The organism is Syntrophomonas wolfei subsp. methylbutyratica (assembly GCF_001570625.1).
Classification (GTDB): Bacteria; Bacillota; Syntrophomonadia; order Syntrophomonadales; family Syntrophomonadaceae; genus Syntrophomonas; species Syntrophomonas methylbutyratica.
In genome coordinates this window covers 1-23,944 of sequence record NZ_BBQT01000016.1, presented here as the reverse complement: position 1 = coordinate 23,944, position 23,944 = coordinate 1, and the positions used below count along the sequence as shown (strand labels likewise).

Annotated in this window: 21 protein-coding genes and 1 pseudogene; 4 read left to right on the top strand and 18 right to left on the bottom strand. The window is 52.6% G+C overall.

Annotation, left to right across the window (positions count from 1 at the left end; genetic code table 11):
* Positions 1-2: 2 nt before the first annotated feature.
* The 18 genes from AWB54_RS16825 to AWB54_RS11065 form a co-directional block, all read right to left on the bottom strand.
* On the bottom strand, positions 3-7,487 hold the full coding sequence (locus AWB54_RS16825) for a DEAD/DEAH box helicase family protein (RefSeq protein ID WP_061214681.1): 7,485 nt from the start codon (positions 7,485-7,487) through the stop codon (positions 3-5).
* A 13-nt stretch (positions 7,488-7,500) separates the two neighbouring features.
* Complete coding sequence (locus AWB54_RS11140; protein ID WP_061214680.1) at positions 7,501-7,767, bottom strand: helix-turn-helix domain-containing protein; 267 nt, start codon at positions 7,765-7,767, stop codon at positions 7,501-7,503.
* 26 nt (positions 7,768-7,793) lie between these two features.
* Positions 7,794-8,267: a hypothetical protein gene (locus tag AWB54_RS11135; RefSeq protein WP_061214679.1), complete on the bottom strand. Its 474-nt coding sequence runs from the start codon at positions 8,265-8,267 to the stop codon at positions 7,794-7,796.
* A 10-nt stretch (positions 8,268-8,277) separates the two neighbouring features.
* Positions 8,278-8,574 carry a hypothetical protein gene (locus AWB54_RS11130; protein WP_061214678.1) on the bottom strand — a complete coding sequence of 99 codons (297 nt, stop codon included), beginning with the start codon at positions 8,572-8,574 and terminating at the stop codon, positions 8,278-8,280.
* A gap of 14 nt (positions 8,575-8,588) precedes the next feature.
* Positions 8,589-9,197: a hypothetical protein gene (locus tag AWB54_RS11125; protein WP_061214677.1), complete on the bottom strand. Its 609-nt coding sequence runs from the start codon at positions 9,195-9,197 to the stop codon at positions 8,589-8,591.
* A 182-nt stretch (positions 9,198-9,379) separates the two neighbouring features.
* Complete coding sequence (locus AWB54_RS11120; RefSeq protein ID WP_235811169.1) at positions 9,380-9,817, bottom strand: prepilin peptidase; 438 nt, start codon at positions 9,815-9,817, stop codon at positions 9,380-9,382.
* Positions 9,792-12,914 carry a hypothetical protein gene (locus tag AWB54_RS11115; protein ID WP_061214675.1) on the bottom strand — a complete coding sequence of 1,041 codons (3,123 nt, stop codon included), beginning with the start codon at positions 12,912-12,914 and terminating at the stop codon, positions 9,792-9,794. The genes AWB54_RS11120 and AWB54_RS11115 overlap by 26 nt, the downstream gene beginning before the upstream one ends.
* The gene (locus tag AWB54_RS11110) at positions 12,911-13,396 is read right to left on the bottom strand and encodes a hypothetical protein (RefSeq protein ID WP_235811168.1); all 486 of its coding nucleotides are present in this window, start codon (positions 13,394-13,396) and stop codon (positions 12,911-12,913) included. The genes AWB54_RS11115 and AWB54_RS11110 overlap by 4 nt, the downstream gene beginning before the upstream one ends.
* A gap of 23 nt (positions 13,397-13,419) precedes the next feature.
* Positions 13,420-13,905 (bottom strand): DUF4320 family protein, encoded by a 486-nt coding sequence (locus AWB54_RS11105; RefSeq protein WP_061214673.1) that lies wholly within the window; start codon positions 13,903-13,905, stop codon positions 13,420-13,422.
* 47 nt (positions 13,906-13,952) lie between these two features.
* Positions 13,953-14,162 carry a hypothetical protein gene (locus AWB54_RS11100; protein ID WP_061214672.1) on the bottom strand — a complete coding sequence of 70 codons (210 nt, stop codon included), beginning with the start codon at positions 14,160-14,162 and terminating at the stop codon, positions 13,953-13,955.
* 87 nt (positions 14,163-14,249) lie between these two features.
* Positions 14,250-14,501 (bottom strand): hypothetical protein, encoded by a 252-nt coding sequence (locus AWB54_RS11095; RefSeq protein ID WP_235811167.1) that lies wholly within the window; start codon positions 14,499-14,501, stop codon positions 14,250-14,252.
* A gap of 53 nt (positions 14,502-14,554) precedes the next feature.
* Positions 14,555-15,457, bottom strand: coding sequence for a hypothetical protein (locus AWB54_RS11090; RefSeq protein WP_235811166.1), 903 nt, complete (start codon positions 15,455-15,457; stop codon positions 14,555-14,557).
* Between the two features lie 12 nt (positions 15,458-15,469).
* Positions 15,470-15,712 (bottom strand): hypothetical protein, encoded by a 243-nt coding sequence (locus AWB54_RS16360; RefSeq protein WP_235811165.1) that lies wholly within the window; start codon positions 15,710-15,712, stop codon positions 15,470-15,472.
* Between the two features lie 166 nt (positions 15,713-15,878).
* Entirely contained in the window at positions 15,879-16,385 is a 507-nt protein-coding gene (locus tag AWB54_RS16355) for a hypothetical protein (protein ID WP_235811164.1), read from the bottom strand.
* On the bottom strand, positions 16,382-17,773 hold the full coding sequence (locus AWB54_RS11080) for an ATPase, T2SS/T4P/T4SS family (RefSeq protein WP_061214671.1): 1,392 nt from the start codon (positions 17,771-17,773) through the stop codon (positions 16,382-16,384). Before AWB54_RS11080 ends, AWB54_RS16355 begins: the two co-directional genes overlap by 4 nt.
* A complete protein-coding gene (locus tag AWB54_RS11075) occupies positions 17,770-18,372 on the bottom strand; it encodes an SAF domain-containing protein (RefSeq protein ID WP_061214670.1) in 603 nt (200 codons plus the stop codon). Before AWB54_RS11075 ends, AWB54_RS11080 begins: the two co-directional genes overlap by 4 nt.
* Before the next feature lie 425 nt (positions 18,373-18,797).
* Complete coding sequence (locus AWB54_RS11070) at positions 18,798-19,763, bottom strand: ParB/RepB/Spo0J family partition protein (protein WP_061214669.1); 966 nt, start codon at positions 19,761-19,763, stop codon at positions 18,798-18,800.
* Positions 19,684-20,508, bottom strand: a complete 825-nt coding sequence (locus AWB54_RS11065) for a ParA family protein (RefSeq protein ID WP_061214668.1) — start codon at positions 20,506-20,508, stop codon at positions 19,684-19,686. Before AWB54_RS11065 ends, AWB54_RS11070 begins: the two co-directional genes overlap by 80 nt.
* Before the next feature lie 222 nt (positions 20,509-20,730).
* Between AWB54_RS11065 and tnpA the strand changes: the two genes are divergently transcribed.
* From tnpA to AWB54_RS11045, 4 genes and pseudogenes are all read left to right on the top strand, one after another.
* The gene (gene tnpA / locus AWB54_RS11060; protein ID WP_061214667.1) at positions 20,731-21,066 is read left to right on the top strand and encodes an IS66 family insertion sequence element accessory protein TnpA; all 336 of its coding nucleotides are present in this window, start codon (positions 20,731-20,733) and stop codon (positions 21,064-21,066) included.
* Complete coding sequence (gene tnpB, locus AWB54_RS11055) at positions 21,063-21,434, top strand: IS66 family insertion sequence element accessory protein TnpB (RefSeq protein WP_061214666.1); 372 nt, start codon at positions 21,063-21,065, stop codon at positions 21,432-21,434. The genes tnpA and tnpB overlap by 4 nt, the downstream gene beginning before the upstream one ends.
* Before the next feature lie 78 nt (positions 21,435-21,512).
* A pseudogene (tnpC, locus tag AWB54_RS16715) lies at positions 21,513-23,137 on the top strand (IS66 family transposase).
* Positions 23,124-23,402, top strand: a complete 279-nt coding sequence (locus AWB54_RS11045; protein WP_061214665.1) for a hypothetical protein — start codon at positions 23,124-23,126, stop codon at positions 23,400-23,402. The pseudogene tnpC and the gene AWB54_RS11045 overlap by 14 nt, the downstream one beginning before the upstream one ends.
* Positions 23,403-23,944 lie beyond the last annotated feature (542 nt).

Here is a 23,944-nt window from a genome sequence, read left to right as displayed (position 1 = left end):
CCTCATCTTTCATAGCCCACGGCCTTTTTTTCGGAAAAATCCATGTCCTCGTCCGGTTCGCCGTCCACCATTTCATTTTCCCGCTTGTCCATGTTCAGCAGGATGTTCAGTTCATGCAGCCGCGCGGATTTGCTTTGCAGCTCCTGCTCCTTTTCAAAGGGGATGTCAATTTCTTTCTTGGCCGTTTCCATCTGCTGACGGAGGGTTTTTAGTTGTTCCCGGCAATACTCCAGTTTTTTCGGCATTTCGGCAAGGACGTTATTCAACCTTGTAATGTTGCCGTGAACGTCCGTACCTAATGCAACCGTATGGCTGAGAGCGCCCCGCAGGGTGATCTGGTACTGCTTGTTGAAGCTGTCAAAGGAAAACATCATGGGAAATCCCATATAGCTGCCCATTTCCCGCGGCTCCGGCGAAGTCATGGCTTTGCAGGCTTCCAGGATGGCCGCGCCCGCCTTGGCCTTTTCGGTGTAGGAGATGCCTTTGACCGTCATGCCTGCAAATTTGCTTTCCTCGGCATTCCCCCCGGCAGTTTCCAATGCGCTGTGCCGTTGATACAGGGCAATATCCTTTTCATAGCCCGCAATACGTTCCTCGGCTGATTTGATCTGCCGGGGGAAGTGTTTGAGCAATCTGTCCTCCAAAGCGTAGCGCTGGCTTAAATGATTGGCTTTTAACAGCTTCAGCTTGGAAACCTGAATGTCTAAATCCATCTTCTCTTTGATGTGGGGGTTGCCTGTCGCCAGCGCCTTAACCTCCGCATAGCTTAAAGCCGTTTCGTCAATATCCTCGGCAGAGCGCACCGGTGATTTTGAAGTCATGATCTGTGAGATAAACCGCTGCTTGTTCTCCAATATCTGATAGAGATAAGCGTCAAAGGTGTTTTCCGTGACATACCGGAAGATATGCACCTCGTCGTTTTTGTTGCCTTGTCGCACGATACGTCCGGAACGCTGCTCCAAATCCCTTGGCCGCCAGGGGCAGTCCAGATCGTGCAGCGCAATCAGGCGGTCCTGGACATTGGTGCCCGCGCCCATCTTGAAGGTGGAGCCCAACAGGGTGCGTACCTGTCCCGTGCGCACCTTGGCAAACAGCTCCTTTTTGCGGGTTTCCGTGTTGGCCTCGTGGATGAAAGCCACCTCGTCGGCGGGGACGCCGTGGGCCGTGAGCTTTTGGCGCACATCGTCGTAGACGTTGAAATTCCCGTCGTTCTTGGGGGTGGACAGGTCGCAGAACACAAGCTGCGTCAGCTTTTTATCGCGGTGATCCCGCCAGAAGCGAAAGATATTATCCACGCAGGCGTTCACCTTGCTTTCTTCGTGATCGGGCAGCATGGGATTGGCCAAGCGTTGGTCAAGGGCCAGCTTGCGGCCGTCGTTGGTGATTTTCAGCATGTTGTCTTCGTGTGGTTCCACCATCCGGTTGCGCACTCTTTCGGCGCGCTCGCCAAGCTCGGCCACCATGTCCTGCTGAAACTCGCTGGGCTTGACCGCCACATTGTGGTAGTTGGCCTTGGGCACAGGGAGGTCCAGCATATCCGCCGTTTTGATGTCTGCCACCTCTTTGAACATGCTCATGAGTTCAGGCAGGTTGTAGAACCGGGCGAAGCGTGTTTTGGCCCGGTAGCCAGTGCCCTCCGGCGCAAGCTCGATGGCGGTCACGGTTTCCCCGAAGGTGGAGGCCCAGCAGTCGAAATGCTGTAAGCCGTTTCGCCGCAGGGTTTCATATTGCAGATACCGCTGCATGGTGTACATCTCGGTCATGGAGTTGGAAATAGGCGTCCCCGTGGCAAAGATGATGCCGCGGCCTTCCGTCAGTTCGTCCAGATAGCGGCATTTGGCAAACAGGTCGCTGGATTTCTGGGCCTCGGTCTGGGCCAGCCCCACCACGTTCCTCATCTTGGTGTAGAGGAACAGGTTTTTGTAAAAGTCCGCTTCATCCACGAACAGCCGGTCAACGCCCAATTCCTCAAAGGTGACGACATCATCTTTGCGGCTGGTGTCGTTGAGCTTTTTCAGCTTTAATTCCAGGTTCTTTTTGGTCTTTTCAAGCTGCTTGATGGGGTAGCGTTCCCCTTTAGCCGCCTTGATTTCCTGGATGCCATCGGTAATTTCCCATATTTGCTCCTGCACTTGGCGCTTTTGGCGCTCTGCGGAAATTGGGATTTTCTCGAATTGCGAATGCCCGATGATCACCGCGTCGTAGTCGCCGGTGGCGATGCGGGCGCAGAATTTCTTACGATTCTTGGTTTCAAAGTCCTTTTTGGTGGCCACCAGGATGTTGGCGCTGGGGTAAAGCTGCAAGAATTCCCCGGCCCATTGCTCCGTCAGGTGGTTGGGCACGACGAACATGCTTTTGTTGCAAAGTCCCAAATGCTTGCCTTCCATTGCCGCCGCCATCTCGTAGGTTTTCCCCCCACCGACGCAATGGGCCAGCAGGGTGTTGCCGCCGTAAAGGATATGGGCTACCGCGTCCACCTGATGCTGGCGCAGGGTGATTTCCGGGTTCATGCCGGTAAAGCGGATATGGCTGCCGTCGTATTCGCGGGGCCGGATGGCGTTGAAGCGGTCGTTGTAGATTCGCGTCAGCCGTTCCCGGCGCTGGGGGTCTTTCCATATCCAATCCCGGAAAGCCTCCTTGATGGCTTCCTGCTTTTGCTGGGCGATGGCGGTTTCCTTTTTGTTCAAAACCCGCTTTTCAACGTTATCCTCGTAGACCGTGTCAAAGATGCGCACATCCTTGAGATTTAACGTTTCTTCGATGATTTTGTAGGCATTGATGCGCCGTGTGCCGTAGGTGACGTTGGCCTTGATGTTGTCGCTGCGGTCGTCGTTTTTGCCCTTGACGTTCCAGTTGGCGGTATAATTGGAATACAGCACGTCGATATACCGCTGGTACATATACGGCGTTTCCAATAGTTCAAACATAAAGTCCTTGACCACATCGGGAGGCAGCCAGGTCGCGCCTAAACGCACGTCGATTTCAGAAGCGGACAGGTCTTGGGGCTGCACCGCTTCCAGCGCCTTGATGTTGACCGCTATCTTTTCCGCCTGTTCGGGGGGCAGGATTTTGGCCAGCTCCCGCACCTGCTTGAGCTTTTCCCGCACATTGCCGGACAGGTAGACGTCCGCCGTGACATAGGGGAAAGATTCCACTTGGAAGAAGGCGCGGGGGGCGTGTTCCGGCTCCGCCTTCCCGAAGTCGCGGAAGATCACGCCTTGAAGGTCGTCGGCAAGCCGTTCTTCGGATAACCCAGTCAAGGATTGCATGAGACCTAAGTCCACGCAGGCTTTTTCCGCGATGGAGATGGCCAGGGCTTCGGCGGCGGTGTCCACATGGGCCACGCTGGTACGCTGCCGGATAGTGCGCTTGGTAAACATGTCCGCTTTGCGCTCCATCTCGCCGTTTTCGTCCAGCACCTCCAAAGAGCAGAGCAGGCAGTAGGCGCTGTCATCGGCAAAGGCCATGCTGTTGCCGCGGCTGTTGATCAGGCCGTATTTGGCGGTAAAGGCGTCGTACAGGCGGTTCAGCTTGCGCTGCTGCTGCAAAATGGCCTCATCGCCGTAATCCTCGGTCTGGTATTCGATCAGGTCGCGAACGCAGTCCCGCAGCTCGATCATGCCCTTGATTCGGCCCTGGGCCGTGACGGAGGTTTCCACCCGGTTCATCCGGCTGTTTTCCCGGAAGTAGATTTCGCCGTCCACCAGGCAATAGCTGAAATTGCGGACGCTGGGGTCTGCCGGGATGGAAGAAATATCGGCGTCCTCGCCGATGTCTTCCAGCTCGTACTCGGTGATTTCCGCGTGGATGTTTTCCAGCGTCTCGCGGAGAAGCTCGGTAAGATCGGTATCCTCATGGGGGAGGCAGGTACATTCCTGCCGTCCGTATTGTGTATTTTCCTCAGTGAGTTGTCCCAAAATCATATCGGGATTTTGGACGAAATAGCTGTTGACGGTGAACCCTTCGGGAGTTTTGTCGAGATGCACCCAATCAGGCTCAATATCTATCACACGGTCGCGCTTTTGCAGGAAGATGATGTCCGCGACGACCTCTGTGCCGGCGTTTTTCAAAAATGCGTTGTTCGGGAGCCTTACAGCGCCTAAAAACTCCGCCCGCTGTGCGATGTACTTACGGATTTCAGGATTTTGCTTATCCAGCGTACCGCTGCTTGTAATAAATGCCACTACGCCACCCGGACGCACCTTATCTAAGGTCTTGGCAAAGAAATAGTCATGGATGAGGAAATGATGCTTGTCATATTTTTTGTCTGCTACGCCATAGTTGCCGAAAGGCACGTTGCCGACGGCCAGGTCGAAAAAGCTGTCGGGCAGATTGGTTTCCTCAAAGCCCTGGACGGCGATGTTGGCGTTTTGATAGAGCTGCCTGGCGATCCGGCCCGTGATGCCGTCCAGTTCCACGCCGTAGAGCTTGGAATCTTTCATGCTCTCGGGCACCAAGCCGAAGAAGTTGCCGATGCCGCAGGCAGGCTCCAAGATGTTGCCAGTCTGAAAGCCCATGTTTTCCAAACAGGTGTAGATAGCTTTAATAACGGCAGGCGATGTGTAGTGGGCGTTTAAGGTGGAGGCCCGCGCGGACACATATTCGTCCTCGTCAAGCAATTCTTTCAGTTCACCGTATTCCTTCGCCCATGACGGATTGTTTTCGTCAAAGGCTTGCGGCAGGCCGCCCCAGCCCACATAACGCGACAGGGTTTCTTGTTCTTCCGGGGTGGCCAGGCGGTTTTCTTCTTCCAGTTGGTTCAAAAGCCGGATGGCCGCGACATTCCAAGCGTATTTGGTCTTTTGACCACCGTGCCCCAATTCATCGTCGGTAATATGGAAATTGACGCGGGGCTGCTTCGGTTTTTCCGGCACAAGGTCAAGGCGGACTTTGGTTGCTTCGCCGCCCTGTACTTTCTGCCAGACGGGTCCCGTCTGCTGCTCCAAAATGCCGCGCACGAAACCGACCCTCTCCCGGCGGAAGATGGGGAAGCCTACGCCATTTTGGAAGGTGATGTCCCGCAGGCTGACCGTTCCGGCCTCCTCTTCGATCGTGTCAATGGAAAAGCGGCGGCCGTCGATGGACAATTCCAGGCCCACGGCCATTTCTTTTTCGGCTGGTTGCTTTTCCGTTTCCCCGGCTTGAGCCTCCGGCAGCTCCCGGTCCAATTCCACATCGGATTTTTCATCCCCGCCGTCCTCATTGTCGAAGGTAAATGTATCGCCGGTTTGCCGCACCCACTCCGGCGCGTCGGGGTCGTCGGCGTGGATGGTCACAAGGTCGCGGGGTTCCGTCAGGTAGTCCTGATAGGTCCGCTCGAACACGTCCTCATGGAGCCATTCCCGAAACTGCGGCAGGGTGGCGTAGGCTTCGTAAAAGTCCGGGTGTTCCTCCCGCATGGAAAGGATAATGCGGTCAAGGGCGCTGTCTAATTCCTGTTTGGCTGGGTCCGGGTCGGTGTCCCTGTCCCGCAGGTAGGGATAAATCTCATCTCTTCGCACCCTGTCGATAACCTGGGGCAGATATTCCCGGTACAGCGCGCGGGCTAACGGTTTTTCCGTTTTTTCTTCGGCTGGTTGCTCCGGTGCTTCCCTGGCTGTTATAAGGTGGTCGTTGAGGGGGGTTTCCCGCAGCATCCGCTCAAATTTGCTCCGCGCAAGCTCCTTGCCGAATAGCGGGAAGCTTATGTCCCGGAGATGCACGGTGCTATCGTCAAAGGAAAAAATCTCATATTCATCCGCGCCAAGATAAACGGTGTCGCCAAGGGAGAAGGCATACTGCGCATTTTCCCTTGCTGGCGGCTCCGGCGCGGCGGGGGGAGGCTCCCGGTTCAGGATTTCGCGGGCGTAGGCTTCCTCGGCAAGCTGCTGGCTGCGTTCCTCCATCTTCTGCCGGTAGGCGGGCAGATGTTCCTTTTCTTTGTTGTTCAAATAACGGTCGGCAGCAATCAGCTCGCCGATTCGCTTTTGTACCTTTGTCCAGGGCAGAATAATTTTTGTGTCGGGTCCGGTGAGCTTTCCGCTGGTGAGAGTAATGCCTTTGCCGTCGTGCCATTCGTCAATGTTCGTGCCGATCAGGACAGGCGTCCGCCCGCCAGTACCATATTCATTTTTTAGAAAATCGGCGTTTTCTTTCGCGGAGGCATTCTGCTGGAAGTGCAGATAAATCCGGTACTTTCCGTCCTGCACGCCGCTTCCTTGCCGCAAAACCGCGTCAATGGCTTCCTGCGGAATAGAGAAAGCGGAGGATTTTTCGTCCTCCGCCTGTTCTATGGTCTCTATTTGGTGCTCCTCGGTTGGAAGTAGGGTTAGCTGTAAATCAGTTCCGCCAGTACGCTTTCCTCCGCTTGGTGCTTGAGGCTGTTCATGTGCCCTGTCCAGCCCAGCGGGTCGCTCGCCTTGTCCGGCGGGGGGTTCTTTGCCAGGAGCTGCGCCGTGGTCCGCTCGACGCGTTCCCTTGCCGTCCGGTCGATATCCGCCAGGTGGCTGTACAGGCCCCCGGATAGCATCAGGCTGGCGTACATCCCTTTCCGGTGGTTTTTCAGGTATGTTCTGCGCAACATCCCATATTTGCCGAGGTGCGTTTGTTCCTCCGGCAGGGCCAGGTCGGGTATCAGATAATCGCCCTGCTGCGTGTAGGTCAGTTCCATGCTCACCGCTCCTTTTATTACTTTGTTTTACGCTTTTATTGTGCGCCGTGCCTCGATCTTTGGCAAATGTGCGACTTTGCTTTTGTTCCGCTTTTTGCAAATCCTTGACTGTGGCCTCGATTTCCCGCAGGAGCATTTCGGATATGTCGCTGGTGGCTGTGCCCAAGCGGGAAACGGTGTCGAGGGTGTTGAAGTGAAGCATGCTCTGAAAATCCTCAAAACGCAGATATTGGTCGGCATCATAGCCGCAACGGGTCAAGAGCATGTAAGCCACGGAGCTTTTTAGCGCGTCCTTGAAAAACAGCTCGGCGTTCAGATCGTCCAATTCTGCCAAGAAGCTGCCTTCCCGGAAAGAAAGCAGCTCGGGCAGGTAATCCGTGAAATTGTCGTCCACCGCGTTTGCGGCGGCACTGAGCAAGGCATAGGGCAGGCTGTTTTTTTCGTCTAATTCCCCGAAGGTGTTTTCCAGGGATTCCGTCACCGCTTCGGCATAGTCGTCCCGCATTTCCCACAGTGGGACAGGGCGGTTGTAGCGGCTGTTGGTGTCGCTCACGTCGAACACATGGCGAAGCCTTAACCGGCTTCCACTGTCATCGATGAGGGCAATGCCCTTCGCGCCCTTGTTTACCCATCGTCCCAGTTTCCCGTTCCACACTTCAATGGGAGCGCAGGCCGTCGCGTCAGGCCGTTGCGCGTAAATCAAAAGCTGGTCTTGAAAGGGATATTTGTAGCTCCAGGCCGAGGTTTTCAGGAAGGAAGTCCAGTTGGCGTGGCTTCTGGTGACGCTGCGGGCTGTCCTTTCGGAAAGCTCGGTGATCAGTTGCAGCTTGGTCGCCAATGCGCATCCCTCCTTATTTTAATATATATTGGTTGGACAGCCTGCCGCCGTCTTCGGAGTACCGGGGAACAATGCCGATCATGTCCAGCCGCCCCAAACGATTCAGATTGCGGCTGGTGGCCGAACGGGAAAGCCCCACGCTTTTGGAAAGATTTTTGATGGATATGACCACGCTGTTGTGGCGGCCTCCCGCCATATCTAGCAGATAGCAGTAGAGGAGCTTTGCCGACGCGGGGGCGGGGAGGCCTGCGCACAGCCTGTATCTGGTCAGATCGCTCATGTTCTCCCTCCTTAAAAGCACGGGCCTCACCGTTCCGGTTCATGCTTTTTCTTATGGATTGGCTTGCTCTGTGCTTGCTCGCGCAGTCGTTCCTTTTCGTTTATATAGCAGTAGATGTAGAAGTTGTAATCGCCCCCATGCGGAAAGCAGCGGATATAATAGCGGTGTTTGTCGGTATCCACCCGAAAACCGTAAACGTCGAGATGCCACGCGCCCGGAATTTTGGATTCCGGGTGCGCGTGGCAAAATTCCGCCATGCTGCTGCGGTCTTTCAATAGCCCCTGTTTCCGCAGGGAGTTGATAAATACGTCAAATTCGTCCTTAAATGCCTGTGTCTTCAGGTCGCCTTGATGCTCCCACCAGGTACTCCAAAACTCTCTGCCGCCGCATCCGAAGTCGCCGCGCAAATGGCCGATGCAGCCAAGCTCCTTGTCCTTTTCGGCGTTGGAGTAGAACAGGGCGGCTTCCTCCGGGGTGGCGGCATTGATTTTAAATGCCATTTTGTTCACCTCACCGTTCCGGCTCGCACCGTTTTTTGACCGGACGTTCCGGCTTTACCTCATTTTCTTGATCCTGCTGTAACAATTTGAGATGATGAATTTCATCCAGCGCCCGGTTGCACAGGTCCTCCAAAGCAGTCAGCCGGTCGCCCAGGTAATGCCCCCAAAAGTAATCCTTTTCGCCCTTTCTGCATTTCCATGTAACAAACTTCGCGGGAGCCGTATCGCTTTGCCCGATGACGAATTCCGCGTTGCCCACGGCCAGCCGGTCGGTAATGACATACCCGGCGTTGATCTCCTTTTCCATAGCCTAAAAACCTCCTAACGCTCTTGTCCTTGTTTTTTGCGTTTTGCCTGCCGTTCGGTCTGTATCTGCTTTAGCCGGTCCTTGGCCCAATCGGGCATATATTCGGGTTTAAGAACACCCAGGATGTCCTCCCGATTCCAGCGGGATTCCTTGCCGGAATAGAGATTGACGGTGTAGACCGCCCGGCCTCTGGTATTGGCATAAGTGCCAAAGCCGCTCACGGCCAGCACAAGCTGCTTGTCGGCGGTGCGATATTCAGGACGCAGGCGCTCCGTCCTGATGACCACAACCTTGTTTTCAATGTTTTCGCCGTAATCGTTTGGTGTGCAATGCTCCGTCGTGAAGGGCGAAAGCGGGACGGTGATTTTGTCCCGTTCCGCTTTTACCGCTTCAAGCTGCGCTTGTACCCGGTCGGCAAACTCCGCCATCATTTCCAGATAGTCCGCGCTTCCCGCGGCATTAAAATAGTGGTCGATACCCAACGGATTATCCCAGGTGCAGTCGCAGACCATATAGGGGCAGTCGCTTTTCTTTTCGTCCACCGCAAAGAGGACTTCTTTATCTCCAACATGGATGGCGTGTGTTATCTCATAGGTGTCCACCATGCGTTTTTCTTCGCTCATGCTGTTTTCCTTCCATCTACGGACCGTCAAAAAAAGACGGTGTTGCCGTCCCTTTTGCCGCCGCGCCGTTATTTCTTTTTTCGCCTGAGATACAGGGACGCCGTGCCGCCAATAATCACCAGGCAAAGCACGATGGTTAAAATCGTTTTCAACTCCACAAAAAACACCCCCTTGTATTTAAGTCAGCAGGTCAGTCCGTATATAAAAAGAACACCGGCATATATAAAAAATCCGATGCACAAAAAGACGGCCAGCGGTACGCTCCTTTGCCGGGTTGCCTTTGCATAGACGCAGGCGGGGGGCAAAGCGAAAAAGAGGATGGCCGCCAGCGCGTTCAGGCCAAAACAAAACCCCAGCGCCGCCGCAAGCTTTACATCACCCCCGCCCACGCCGCCGTATTTCACGGCAAGGAGCAGCAGGCAGATACCCGGCAGCAGAAATCCCGCAATCCGCTGGGCCGGGGTCGGGTACGGCAGAAGAAAAGCGGATACGCCGCCGATCAGGAGAATAGAAATCCATGTCCAGTCGGGGATGATCCGCTTTTTCCAATCCATAAGGGCCGCCCACAGGAGAGGAATGGCGCAAAGCAGCATATCAATTTCCCGTGGTGACATCATCATCGTACATGCTGTCCACCACATAGATTTTCAGCTCCCCTCCGGTTATCCATTTGGACAGTGTTCCGCCGGGCGTATGGGCGTCGGTAACAAGAAGCTGTACGATGCAATCCCTGAAATCCGGGAACCAGACCGGGATGTACTGCTTCCTATAGCGGAAGGGAGAGGCGGGATTCTCCCGGAAAACAAATTGCCCGCCTTCCTTTACCAGAGGGATGGCGGTTTCATAGCGGTGTTCGGGCAAATAGACCTCCGCCGTCTGCGGGGCGGTAATCAGCTCCGGCCGGTCGTAGTTGGTGTTCACAGTGGCCGTGACGCGGATGGCATAGCCATAGCCCGATTTGAGATAGCCTTTGGCTTTGGTGTCATAGTCCAGCGCGGCATTTACCCGTAATTCGGCGTAATACTGCCGCCATACAAACTGCCCGTTTTCATACCGTTGCTCCCACCATGTCACCCTGGGCTGTTCATTTCTTTGGGGCGGATCGGGCAGCGCCCGGCTTTCCGCCGGTTCCTCATAGGTTACGTTTTTAATGACGGACTGTTGGGCATAGGTGTTGTTGGCGGTGGAGGTTTCATTATCCAAAATCTCATCGGGGTTGATGGTGGCAATCAGGGTAATGTTTTTATCTGTCTGGACGCTCGGAGTATCCCATCTGACTGACACGGTATTCCAGGTATTCTGCTCCATGACTACCGCATCCACACGCTTTTTAAGCGAAAGCTCCGGGATCTGAAACAGCACGGAAACTCTCTGTCCGGGTGTAAAGTCCATGCTTCCTTTGTTGGATACCCGGATGGTGCTGATTACCGTTTGGTTTTCTTTATACCGGTCGGGCGTAATTCGCTGCACGTCCAGGTCATAGGGACGCTCCAACACCGCGATCTTTGCCGCTGCCTGGTTGTTGCTCATGTTGGTATCCGTATAATCCACGGGTGGCGATACCTGTGCCGCAAGCCGGATGATTGTCCCTTTTTCGCCTGCCGTGCCGGTGACAAGGAAGGATTTCTTTTCATAGGCTTTGAAATTGGCCGTGGCGGGCACGGCGGGGACCGCCTGGCCGTCGATGGTGACATTCAGGCCCACATCAGTCAATGCCTTGCCGGTGGAGTTGGCAAAGTATATGGTAAAGCTGTATTCCTCCTGTTCGTAAGCCGTGGGCGGAGACGACAGGTTCACCCATACGTCGCACGACAGATTATCCGGGTTATCAGGATTATTCGGATTGTCCGGGTTGTCTGGATTGCCGGGTTCCTCGGGATTATCAGGGTTATCGGGGTTCGGCGGATTATCCAGGCTGTCAGCAGGTTTTTCCACTACCGTGATGCTTGAAATCGCGGTGTTGTTGATTGGATTTTCATCTGTCAATCCATTTGGTGCTGTGATATTGGCCCACAGACGGTATATCTCGCCCGCATTCCCTGCCGTACCCGTGACAGTAAAGGATTTGGTTTCCTGCGGCTTGAAGTCAGCCGTTTTCGGTATTTGCGACAGCGTATTTTCATTGCTTTTCCCCTTCAAGGGGACAGCTTTCAGGTCCATATCGGAATGATTGGCAAAGCTCACGGTAAAGCTGTAACCCTCATGCTCGTAAACCGTGGGCGGGGCCAGGATGCTTGCCGACAGGTCGCAGGATTCCTTCATGCCGGGTGGTTCGTCCGGGGGATTGCCGGGGTTGCTGGGATTGTCCGGGTTATCCGGCTGGTCAGGCTGGTCGCCGGGCTCGGGCGTTGCTTCGGGCGCGGGGTCAACGATTTTGATCACCGCCGTAGCGGTATTGTTGCTGAGATTGCCGTCATGGAAGCCCTCCGGCACGCCGATGTTGGCCCACAAATGGATTTCACCGGCGGCGGTGTTGGCGGTTCGTTTGACAACATAGGTTTGGCTGGTATTGGGCTGGAAGTCCTGCACAGCAGGAATTTCCTCTATCAGAACGCCGTCCGTCGTACCTTTAAGGGGCACGTCATAGGCGGGACTCTTTCCGCTGTTCATGTAAATGACGGTAAAGGAATAATCGTCGCCCCGGTTCACTGTGGCCGGGGCGCGGATGGCAACCGACAGGTCGTTCCCGTCACATGCTTTGAACTTAAAATAGAAGTGGGCGGCAGGGATTTGATAATGGATTTTCTGGGTAATTTCCGTCTGTGTTTTGCTTTCTCCGTCGGTAAATTTTTTTGTTTCCGGGGTATAATCCCATTCCAGCCCCATGTATTGATAGTTGCGGGACAGCTTGATGTCGTCCTTATGGAAGGTGACGGCGGCGGTCTGATAAGGGTAAAGCAGCTCCGGCACTCCTTTGTCTTGGGCGTTGAGCTTCCCGAAAATCTCCTGCTTGCTTTCGTCGCACCAGGTCGCTTCCACATCAATTTTCACCGGGGCCTGATAGGACAGCGCCGTATTGCCCATGGTTTCAAAGGCAATCAGAGTTTGGGGCGTCCAGTCGAAACGGGCGGTCAGCGGTTCAAAATCCGTGCCCGTGTCATAGGTTCCGTAGATTTTACCCGTTGAAATATTGTGGATTTCCACCACCAGGCTTCCTTTCAGCGTGTAGGTGCCGCCGTCGTGTTTGCCGATCCACCCGGCGATCCGCGCCTGTTCATGGTCGGCCACGGTGTTGGCGTTTACAAGGTCGATGCGCTGCAGCTCCGGGAAGGACTTTATCAACTTTTCATTCTCGTAGATTTCTTTCACGTTCATGCCGATGGTGCGGTATCGGGTGTCATAGGTCGCCCGGACTTGAAAGACCACATTGGCCGTAACGACAAGAACAGCTCCCTGATCCGTTTGGACGGTGACGGTGCAGGGACCGCAAGCCTCTTTATTTTCAATCGTCAATGTGTAGTTTGGGGTTATCGCTTGGCTTTGTTCTCCGTACTCTAGCCGGACCTCGGTGAGCACGCCGGTTTTGGCCGTGGCATTGATAGAGATTTGGGTCGGAAACTGCTCCACGGCAACCACTCCGCTTTCACTGGCAAGGCTGTCTATGGGGGAAGCGACATTGATTGCAATGTCGCTCTCTGACAAAGCAAAGGCTTGGGCCGACAGCAGCAGGCAGCAGACAAGCACAAGTGGAATGGTAAAGATGAGCTTTTTAATCATGGGGAACCTCCTTCCTCAATGCGGATGTTGACGCTGGATATGGTGAAGGGTAGCCGGATCGTGCCGCTCAGAAAGTTAAAGGCGCTGCGGGTTTTCAGCGTCCCGGTCAGCGTCAGGCCGGGCGGGCTGTCGGTGGCGTCGATGCGCTCAACCTCAAGCTGATAAACCCACTGATTCCCGGCATACTTGTTTAGTTCAGAATCCAGCCCCATATTTTCGTACAAATAGGCGTACAGCATCTCTTCGGCCAGGGCGCTGTCCAGCCGGGAATAGCCGTCCCTGCGGTAATCGTCCCGTATGGCGTATTCCACGGATACGTTTACTCCGCGTTGGAGTACGTACTCCACTTGCTGGTAGAGGCTTTCCATGCGGAAGTATTCGATAAGCATTACGGAAAGGGTCAGGATGAAAAAGACGAGGAGCAGGATAAACAAAAAAACGTCGCCCTTCCGGTTGTTCATAATTCGTTTGAGATGGCCCACAGCTTTCCCCCTTTCCGGCGCTCTCATTCCGGGAGCTTCCAGTATTTCTCCGACATGCCGCCAATACTTACTTTCATCGGAATATGGATTTCAACAGGGGGGGCAAAGGATGGTTTGAAAATTGCAAAGGCGTGGCTGTATTTCATCGTGACTGTAAAGGTCTCCCGCAATTGAATTTTCTGGTCTTGGACGTCGCAATACGCCACATCCTCGACAGTCATCTCCGGTGATAGTCCAGTTTGCTGCTTCAGCCGGTAGAACACATCATAGGCGGCGTTAGATACCTGCCCCTCCAGCTCAACCACCCGCACAACACGCCGACACATGTGATTTAAATTCAAATAAGTGGTGAAAACGCCCAAAAAGCTTATCACCGTAGCCATGAGCGTAATTACCACCAGGGTCTTGATGATCAGATCGAAATAGCTGCTGCCTTCTTTGTTCAGTAGCTTTTGAAAAGGCCGGGGGAGAGAAGCTCTCCCCCGTATGCCCCGGTGCTGGCTGTTCATTGGTGTTGCACCTCCCGCGTCCGCGGATATGCCTTTGGCGACTTTCATCAGTTCAGCAAGCCGGTAATTTTGCTGACAATGCTGTTCCAGATGGTGGTGATGGAACCTTGATACAGAGTCATGAACACCGCGCCCACTACCACGACGATGAGTACCACGATGAGCCAGCCGGTCATTTGATCGCCGTCGCGCCTTGCCAGCACGTTTCCGGCTTTCAGGCCCATCATTCTGATTTTGTTTTTCAAAGCAGTCATCATAATCAATACCTCCGTTTGTTTTTTAGATTTGGTTTCAAAGGGAAAGGGGAAGCAATGCTTCCCCCGCGCCGCTGCCTTTTGCTGCAATTAGTTCAAAAGGCCGGTGATTTTGTCCACGATGCTGTTCCAGATGTCGGTGATGGAGCCTTGGTACAGGGTCATGAATATTGCGCCTACCACGACAACAACCAGCACCACGATCAGCCAGCCGGTCATCTGGTCGCCGTCGCGCTTTGCCAGCACGTTTCCGGCTTTCACAAGAGTGTTGTCCATCCTCTTTCTCATGGGATCTGTCCTCCTTTCTTCCGTAATTGAGGCTGCGTTTTTGATGGTTTGCATGGGTATTAACCTCCTGAAAATGTATTTTTGAAAAGGGTTGCCCCGTTTTCACATTAAAAAAGGCCCCCCATTGCCTGGGTCATGTGGGAGCCGATGACGTAGAGCAGGGTGGCCAGGGTCACGGCCACCAGAGGGATGGAAGCGATCTTGACCCTGCCGGGCAATTTATTCAGTTTTAACTTCAGGGCTTCCCTGGCTTTGATGTCCATGTCCCGGGCAAGGTAGGCCAGAGCCTCCCTTTGATGCTCGCCCCGGTGCAGGCCGATGAGGGCGTTGGTCAGAAAGGAAATATCCGTCAGCCCCAGACGTGCGTTGAAGCTTCGCAGGGCGGTTTCAATGTCCTTCGCTTTCATCTCCATGACCAGGATGGAGATGTCGGAATAAAACACATCGCTGGCCACCCGCAGGTAATCTTTAAAAATCTGGATCAAATCCACCTGCACCACGGTTTGATTGCCGCCTCTGATGTCGTCCAGTTTATACAGGATGGAACGGATGAAGCTCGGCATTTCCATTTCAATGCGGTTCTTTTTCGCTTTTAATTGGTCTTTGAGGTCGGAGGTGAAATGAAAATACACGACCACCGCAAAAATGAGAATAACGGGCGCGACGTTTGTTGCCCCGATCAACAAAAGGGGAATCAGCAGCGGCAGGGTGAACGCGGCGCAGATGAGCGCCCTGGCCTGGTATTCCCTGGGTGTGAGGTTAAGCCCGCCGCGCCGCAGCATGGACGCCATTCTTGCCTCTTGTACGGGGTCAAGCCGGATCAACCGGGAAACCGGCCTGACCAGGGGCATGACAAAGCGATTTATTAGCCGTTTGCCTGGTTTCTCTTTTTCGATTTGCAGGTTTTTTAGGTTTTTCTTCATGCTTGCTTGGGGGATTTTCAAAAGCTCCCGGCAAATTAAAAATCCCGCCGCAAGCAGCAGGATGAAAATGACGGTTTGGTAAAACAACGGTGAACCTCTTTATCTGTTGGATGGTTTTGTCGCCCGCAGCACATAAAAGGCCGTGGCCAGGGCGGTCAGCAGCATGAGGACAACCAGCAGCTTGCCGATGGCGGTTGTGGTCAGGATGGAAAACCACTCGGCGTTGGAAAAGCGCATCATGGGAATGACGGAGAACATCAGGCCCGCCGTCAATAAATAGTCCCGCCAGACCCGCACCATCATGCCGTCGCTTTCCACTTGCATGGATTTGGCGTCGTTCATGGCTTTGACCACCGGAAACAAGGCAAATTTCAGCTGCCGATCTTGATGGCACAGGATGAGTATTTTGGTCCACTCCGCAAAGTACCGGTTTTTGATCTTGGCACCTAAACGGTACAACCCATGTTCTATGTTCGGATTGATGAACTTTATCTCAGAGACAAACTCGTCAAAAGGGGTAGGGGTTCTCAGGTGAAGGGGGAATGTAGCGGTTTTTTTCCTCTACATAAAGCTCCATCGCTTTGACAATGTCATCGCAGCCCGCGTAGGCGTTGGAAATCACCGACATCGTGTTTTCCAGTCCCTCGATTTCCTCCCGCGCCGCTGCCGCGCTCTGTATGGTCAGGTAGATGTACGGGGCGGAAAGCACACACACCGCCATCACCGCCGCCAGGTCGCCGCTGCCAAACAGCAGCATTCCGGCCAGAAAACCGCCTGCCGCCGAAGCGAACATCATGATCAGGAATTTCTTTCTTGTGCAGCGGGTCTGCCGGAACAAGGTGGCAAACCGGATGGCGATCCGCTCGGCGGTTTTCAGCTTCCCGCCTGCCAGATAAAGGCGGCGTTTTTTCAACGGGTTCCTCTCCACAGCAAAGGGATTAAGCCCCAACCAGAGGAAGAGGGCAAGGCTTACAAGTACAAAAACAAGCATAAGGGATAGATGAATCGGGTTCATGCGAGGCCTCCTTCCGCGAAGCGGCGGATTTCCTTTTGCGGGACACCGCCTACCAGCAGCTTTTCGGCCAGGGCCGGGGATATGTTCCCCAAACGCTGGTGGCTTCCAACCACCTTTGTAATCCTCCCGGCCTTATCCCGTTTATAGTGATCCACCACATATTTGAAAAGGGTGTTGCCGGTGACTTCGCCGTCCTGTACGCCGGTAGCTTCAAAAATCTCCATATATTTTCTCGAATGGTCCGGGAGCTGCATTTTGAAAACCATGACCGGGAAGGCTTCCACGATGTTTTTCATTAGCCTTCCCTCGGATAATGAGGTTCCGGCTTCTAAACACATCGTTAAAATTCGGTCGTAAGCGGATCTGGCGCTGTTGGCGTGCAACGAGCTAATAACCGTATGCCCCGTCCGCCCGGCTTCCTGAACCACCATAGCTTCCTTTCCCCGCATTTCGGCGGGAACAAGCACGGTGGGATGGAGTCTCAGGGAGAGTTTCAGTAAATCCAGCATGGTAATCTTATTCGGCGCTTCCTTTGTTAGGAGATGAACCACGTCATTGAGCATTACGCCGTTTTCGTCAAACTTCACCAATGATAACTCCCGCGTGTCTTCGATGGTGACGACGCGCTTTTCAGGGGATACGCAGCTAAGAATGTAGCCCATGTCCGCCGTTTTCCCTGATCCTGTGGCCCCCGCGATTGCCAGCGATATGCCGTTGTTGATACATAGAACAAGAAAATCCAATTCCTCAGCCGTTGCCGTCTCCCAGCGAATCAGGTTTTGCCTTGTGATATAAAAAGGCTTTTGTTTTCGGATGGAGGCGATGGCTCCGGCATCCGGGTCAACACATGGCTCAATGGCTCCCGACATGCGGACGCCCCGTGAAATATAGCTGTCCCCGACAGGCTTGGAACCGTCGAGGATGACGTTTCCGAAACGGCTCATCTTGCGGACGATGTTGGCGCAAGCGTCCGGGTTTCCGAAGGTTTCCGCAAGCCGTACCTTTTTGTCTTTGTACAGCACCCAAACGCCGCCATAGCCGTTGACATTGATTTCCTCCACGCTACTGTCCTGGAGGTAGGGAGATAACAGCCCCATACCGGCCATGTCGTTATACACGGCGTCCACCAACTCGGAAATGTTACGCAGGTCTTTGGACACCAACTGCTCACTGTTTAAGTAGCGCATAATCAAGTCTTTGAGTTTTGCTTCGGCTTCTTGGGAGTACAGGACCTGGGCTAGCTCCGTGGAATGATTTTGAGCGATGATCCGCTGCAGCCTGTCTAAAATCTCACCGTAGTCCCGCGCTTCCAGATTGCTTTCTCCGCTGTCGGAGCGCCGTTTGTTGGCGCGGTAAATTAGATCATGGATGGAAAATCTGCTGTTCATGGCTTCCCACCTCCGCAGATTCTGTCGGCAATTTGCTCCAACACCTTGCCGTAATGCCGACAGGCCCGGTCACGGTGGAAATACAAGGGTGTTCCGGCGTTTTGCAGCTCGCTGGCCCGCTTGACGTAAGGCAGCTCAAAGGGAAAGGAGAGCCCGGTCATGTCCCGGTAGACTTTGTCGTCAAATTCACCGCCCGGAGCTTGCAGGATATGGATTTGTTTTTCCGCTATATGCAGCTCCCGCACAAAATCCGAAACGGATTGATGCCACATCTGCGCCGCGACGGAGGGCCGGTGCAGGGTGCAGATTGTTTCCGCCAGCCACAGGCCCCCCTTGGTAATGTCCGTCTGCGCGATTTTCCCAATAATCAGGGACTTGTCGTTGATGACATCCTCCGGCAGGCCATAGCTTCCGACTTCCGCTGCAACAAGATGTTTGTCCTGGATTGCCGTCCCTGCCGGAATGTCCTGCGCCGCTCTTGGCACCATGATCGTTGCACTTTTGCTTTCGTAGAAGCGAGGCAGGAGAAAAAACGAAACGCCCGCCGCCAGGATTAGGCAAAGGGCGCTTAGAAATATCCGATTCTTGAGTAGCTTCAAATTGTTCTGTTCCTCCTTTCAGGCTTTAGGAGCGGTTTTACTTGCCGAAAAAGAAGGGGGGCCGCCTTTTCTGCTTATTGTTCTTTCCGACATTCTGCCCATTACCGTCTTTCTGCGCCTGCTTGCCGCCCGTATGGACACGTCGGATCAGGGTTGAAATCACTTCATTACTCATTAAATATCACGCACTTTTTCTTGCTGCATTTGTGGTGATGCTCGTCAAAGTGCAAGCAGTGCTTACAATCCCGATCTTGAACCGTTTTAGCAGGTTCGGAGTCATGTTTCGGCTTTTCCTGCATTATGCGCTCGTATGCGCGCAGAGGCCCTTCTGTAAAATGCATGGAAGCACCTCCTTTCAAAAAGGGCATAAAAAAACTCTCATCCATTTGAGAGGGAATTGCCATACGTAGCGGTCAAATACAGATTTATCGCTCCTGCTCTCGCTGCCGCTTTTTGTACCAGCTTTCAAGCAACTGAACGATTAAGTCCTCCTTCTGTTTTTCGGTAAAGCTACTGGGAAAAAAGCGGTCAATGCGCTCCCTTTGGATATTGAATTTTTCCTTTTGATTCGGTTTCTCCTCAGTAAGAATGGAGAAGATGACATCCATATTCAGCCTGCCATCCTGACTGAGCTTTTTCATCCGCTGCGCCTGTGCCAAAGATGGAGTGCATTCCTCTGACTGCATGGTGTCGTAAAGTTCCTGCTGTTCTTTTTCGGCCAAGTAGGAGATTTCCACAGCAGGATTAAATGCGATCTGCTTTTCGTCCACCATTTCAAGAACAGGCGGTATGAGTTCAGTGAGACGAATATAACGCTGAATTTGATTGCGGCTATCACCGCTCTGTTCAGCTAATATTTGGTCAGAACGTTTTTGTGTCCCAACTTGGGACGCATTTTCTTTGCTTGGTCTGCCTGCTTGCCGTTTCATGGCTTCCAGCTTCATTTTATAGGCAAAGGCTTTTTCACTTGGGGAAATGCTTTCCCTTTGCAGATTGCTGTCAACCATGATAATCGTGGCGGCATCATCGTCCAGTTCACGGACAATGCAGGGCATGGTTTCCTTACCCGCAAACTCGCTTGCCTTTTTGCGCCGGTGTCCGGCAACCATTTCATAGCCGCCATCCGCTTTGGGCCGGACAAGGCCGGGGACTAAAACGCCATACTGCTTTACGCTGTCCGCCATTTCCAGCATGGCTTCATCCGCTTTTACCTTAAAAGGATGGTTTGGAAAGTCGCTGATTTCAGATAGGGGAATGTCCAGCACCTTTTCACGCTGTTCCTCGGCGCGGCTTTCCTCGGTGGTGAAAAGGTCATCTACTGAGGCCAGCTTGATGCTGTCTCTTGCGCTGCTTTTCGCCAATGTCCCACACCTCCTTTGTAAAAGCTTCATAGGCTTTTGCCGCCAGACCGTGAGGGTCGTGAAGGTAAATGCTCTTTCCTTTGGCGCTGGTTTCCGCCGCACGGATAGACAAGGGGATTTCCGTTTGAAAAATGCGCAATTTGTCGCCGTAGTCGCGGCGCAGGATAAAGGAAATGTCCTTGGCAAAGTTGGTGCGGTTATCCACCATTGTCACCAGAACGCCATCAATGGTCAGCTTCGGATTGATTTGTCGTCTTACCCTGGCTATGGTCTGTAAAAGCTGCGTCATTCCTTTGGCGGGCAGATAATGGGCCTGAACCGGAATAATTACGCTGTCCGCGGCGGCAAGGGCGTTGATGGTCATCATGCCCAGGGAGGGCATACAATCAATCAGCACATAATCATATTTGTCTTTCACGGTATTGATATAGCTGCGCAGCACCGTTTCCCGGCTCATGGTATTGACGAGGGATACCTCAATGGCTGACAACTCAATGTTACCCGGCATAAGTTCAATGCCTTCTTCGTGGTGAAGGATGCCCTCATTAGGCTCATACGGTTCCTCTGTCATGCTTTTGGTTAAAACGCTCGACAGCGAAGCAGGTAGATTGTCCGGTTCATGGAAGCCCAACGAATCCGTTAGGTTGCCTTGTGCGTCCGCATCCACTAAAAGCACCTTTTTACCCTGCATCACAAGGCCGATACCCAGATTGACTGTTGTGGTCGTTTTGCCCGTGCCACCTTTCTGGTTGGCAATGGCAATTACTTTTGGCACCTGAAATTCCTCCTTTCACGCAAAAAAAGCCGCCTGCTTTATCGGGATAATAAAGCAAACGGCTTTTAATTGTGGTTTATATATAAAAAAAGGACATAATCAATCAACACTATGTCCTCTTGTTCATTTATTTGATTGGTAAGCGGTGGAACAAATACCGTCGTGAAAAGCGACCTCCCCTCTGATAGATTAAGAGCAAGAGAACAGAGGGGAGGTTTTAAAGTGAAATCCACAGCTGAAAAGCTGCAGCTCTGGGAGCAAAGAATAAGAGAACGCATCCAAACCGGCATGACGATCGGAGAATGGTGTAAAAAGAATGGTGTGAGCAAATCCCAGTACAATTATTGGAACCGCCGGGTGCGCGAAAAACAAAAAACAGGTGAAGAAACGAGTTTTGCCGATATCACCCCCATCCTTTCACCTGATGATGCAGCAAGGCAGAATCCAGTATTCACTTCCGACTTCCAGATCTTCTTCAAAAGCATCCGGGTAACAGTTCCCGGTAGTTTCAATCCGGCCGCACTGGCAGGGCTAATGAAGGTTCTGCAGGAATTATGATGCAGCATATCGCCGATAAGGCGGACCATATTTACCTTGCTCTGGGAGCCACGGATTTTCGCAAGCAGCAAAACGGACTGGCCTCCTTGGTGGCATTGAAATTCAACCTGGATCCCCATGCGGGAACAAGCGTCTTTTTGTTCTGTAATAAACGCCGCAATGCCTTGCGGGCCTTACGCTGGGATGGTAACGGCTTTATCCTGGTTACCAAAGCACTTGCCGACGAGATGAAATTCCAGTGGCCAAAGAATCAGGGCGAAGTGCGGGACATCACCAAGCGTCAACTGGAGTGGCTCTTGGCAGGACTACAGGTAGACCAGAAAAAAGCGTACCCCGACAGGATTGACACTGCCGGCATCATTTACTGAAAACGCCCTGAAATGCTGACAAAAATGCCAATTTTCTGGTATAATGGAAGTAACAAATCCACCGGGAAGAAGGCCGCCATGCAGACTGTCGACGAAAAAGATCAGCGCATCAGACAACTTGAAAACGAAAACCAAAAACTGCAAGAGAAGATTGACCGGCTGGAACATAATGTCGAAGCCCTCACGCAGGCTGTTCTACAGGCCGCCAAGCAGCGGTTCGGCGCTTCCAGTGAAAAAACGCCGCCAACACAAGGACAAGCTTCCCTGTTCGGTGAAGAAGACGCAGATAACTTCTCTTTGCCCTATGCGAGCGTCATTTCCATCAAGGAACACAAAAGACCCGTACGCAAAAAAGGTGATCGTGAGAAACTGACGGCAGGACTTTCCAGAGAGACCGTGGAGTGTGTTCTGAACCCGGAAGAAACTGTGTGTGGGATCTGCGCCAGTGAACTGAAGGTTATTGGCAAGAAAAAAGTACGCTCTGAGCTGGAATATATCCCGGCCAAGCTGGTTATGAAAGACTATATCCAATATGTGTACAAATGTGTGGAATGCGGGAAGAGCGAGGCGAATCCCTACGATGCCATATACGGCGCGCCGGTACCGGCTCCTGTATTGTCGCACTCCATCGCCTCCCCCTCCAGCGCAGCTTGGATTATGTATCAGAAATATGTACTCTCGGTACCCTTATACCGGCAACAACGGGATATTCAAAGGATGGGTGCGGTCCTGAAAAGAGATACCATGGCCAACTGGGTCATACGCTGTGCCCAGTATTGGCTGAAACCGCTGTATGACCGGATGCACGGCCAATTGCTGAAATGCGGCATCATCATGAGGAAACTACCTGGCAGGTCAACCGTGAGCCTGGGAAGAAGGCTTCGAGCAAATCCTACATTTGGATCCACCGGAGCGGCAGTTGCGAAGGACCGCCCGTTATTCTCTATGAATACACACGAACACGCGCGGGAGACCATGCCAAGAAATTCCTGGCAGGATTTCATGGTTTTCACGTCAGCGACGCTTACGAGGGCTATGAAAAAGTGGAAGGCATCACCCGCTGCTTCTGTTATAGCCACTTGCGGCGATATTATCTGGAAGCCATCCCCCTGGACTCCGGGAAAAAGGAGATCCCCGGTTCCGGTGGAGCGATCGGACGAGCCTATTGTGATAAACTTTTCCGGTTGGAACGGAAATGGAAGGAATTGTCCCCGGCGGAGAGGAAAAAGAACCGGCTTATGTACAGCGTCCCTGTACTGGAGGCCTTTTTCGCGTGGGCGGAAACGACAAGGACCCGGCAGGAGAATCTGCGGAAAGCCTTAAATTATACCCTGAACCACAAAAAATACTTCACCAACTTCTTGCTGGACGGAAGAATTCCCTTGTCCAATAATTTATCGGAAATAGCGGTCAAGCCCGTGGCTATAACAAGAAAGAACTCCCTTTTTTCCGACTCGGTGGAGGGAGCCGAAGCTTCCGCCATCATATTCAGCATCGTAGGGACGGCAAGCGCCAACAACCTGGATGCTTACAAATATCTCGAATATATCTTCCGCCGGCTGCCCAACCTGGATTTTAAACCCAACCATCCGGTTCTGGGTGAATATCTGCCATGGTCCGAGAAAGTGCAACTTGAATGCAGGATGCAAAATGCCGGAACACAAGCTGAAGAGAAGGATGAACCCAGAGATGAAACAGCCTAATATTGACTTTTTAATGAACATGACCAAGGAATACCTGGACGGGAAGATCGACAGTATAGCCTACAGCCTGGATTTTCCGCATGAACTGGAGCAGCGTTACAAGAAGGCACACCGTGAGGATGACGATTACTGTGAACTGATTTATGAATGTCTTTACGAAGAAGGGATAGGCCGGTTTAATGAGCTATCCGATGGGGAATTCAAAAAGCTGATACGGAAACAGTATAATTACATCAAAAAAATTGCACGAGAAGGGTTTTATTAAAAACAGCTCCACGCCAAACCAGTGGAGCTGTTTTTAGACCATACGGTATGTGTTCCACCGCTTACATTTGATTGTAATATGGATAATGTGCAGTCTACCATTATCTTGGAATTGGTATATTCTAAACATAACGGGAAGTATGTATATGTCGGTGTGGTTGGACACCTACGTCGTTTGAGATTTAACAGCCTGAGTGTCAAATCTGGCGCGAAATACTTAAATCACTAGTCACATCTTAGGGCATCTTTATACAAATATGATAAAGATAAACTATAGTTCCATTCCTCTGATGGTAAGATCGTCCTGTCTTTATTTCAGAATAATTTTCTTTATAAACATTTTCCTCGAAAGCATCCAAAGGATATTGAAAGTCATGATTTCTTATATGTTCACGATATTTATTCCAAAATGAAGATGGGTAATATTTTGCGATAGAGCCACACGTGTGACGAAATAGAGCCACCATGAGCATCAAATAGAGCCACCTTGGTCATGATGAGAGCCACCTCCGATATAATGATGGAATGCACTACACAGTGCTA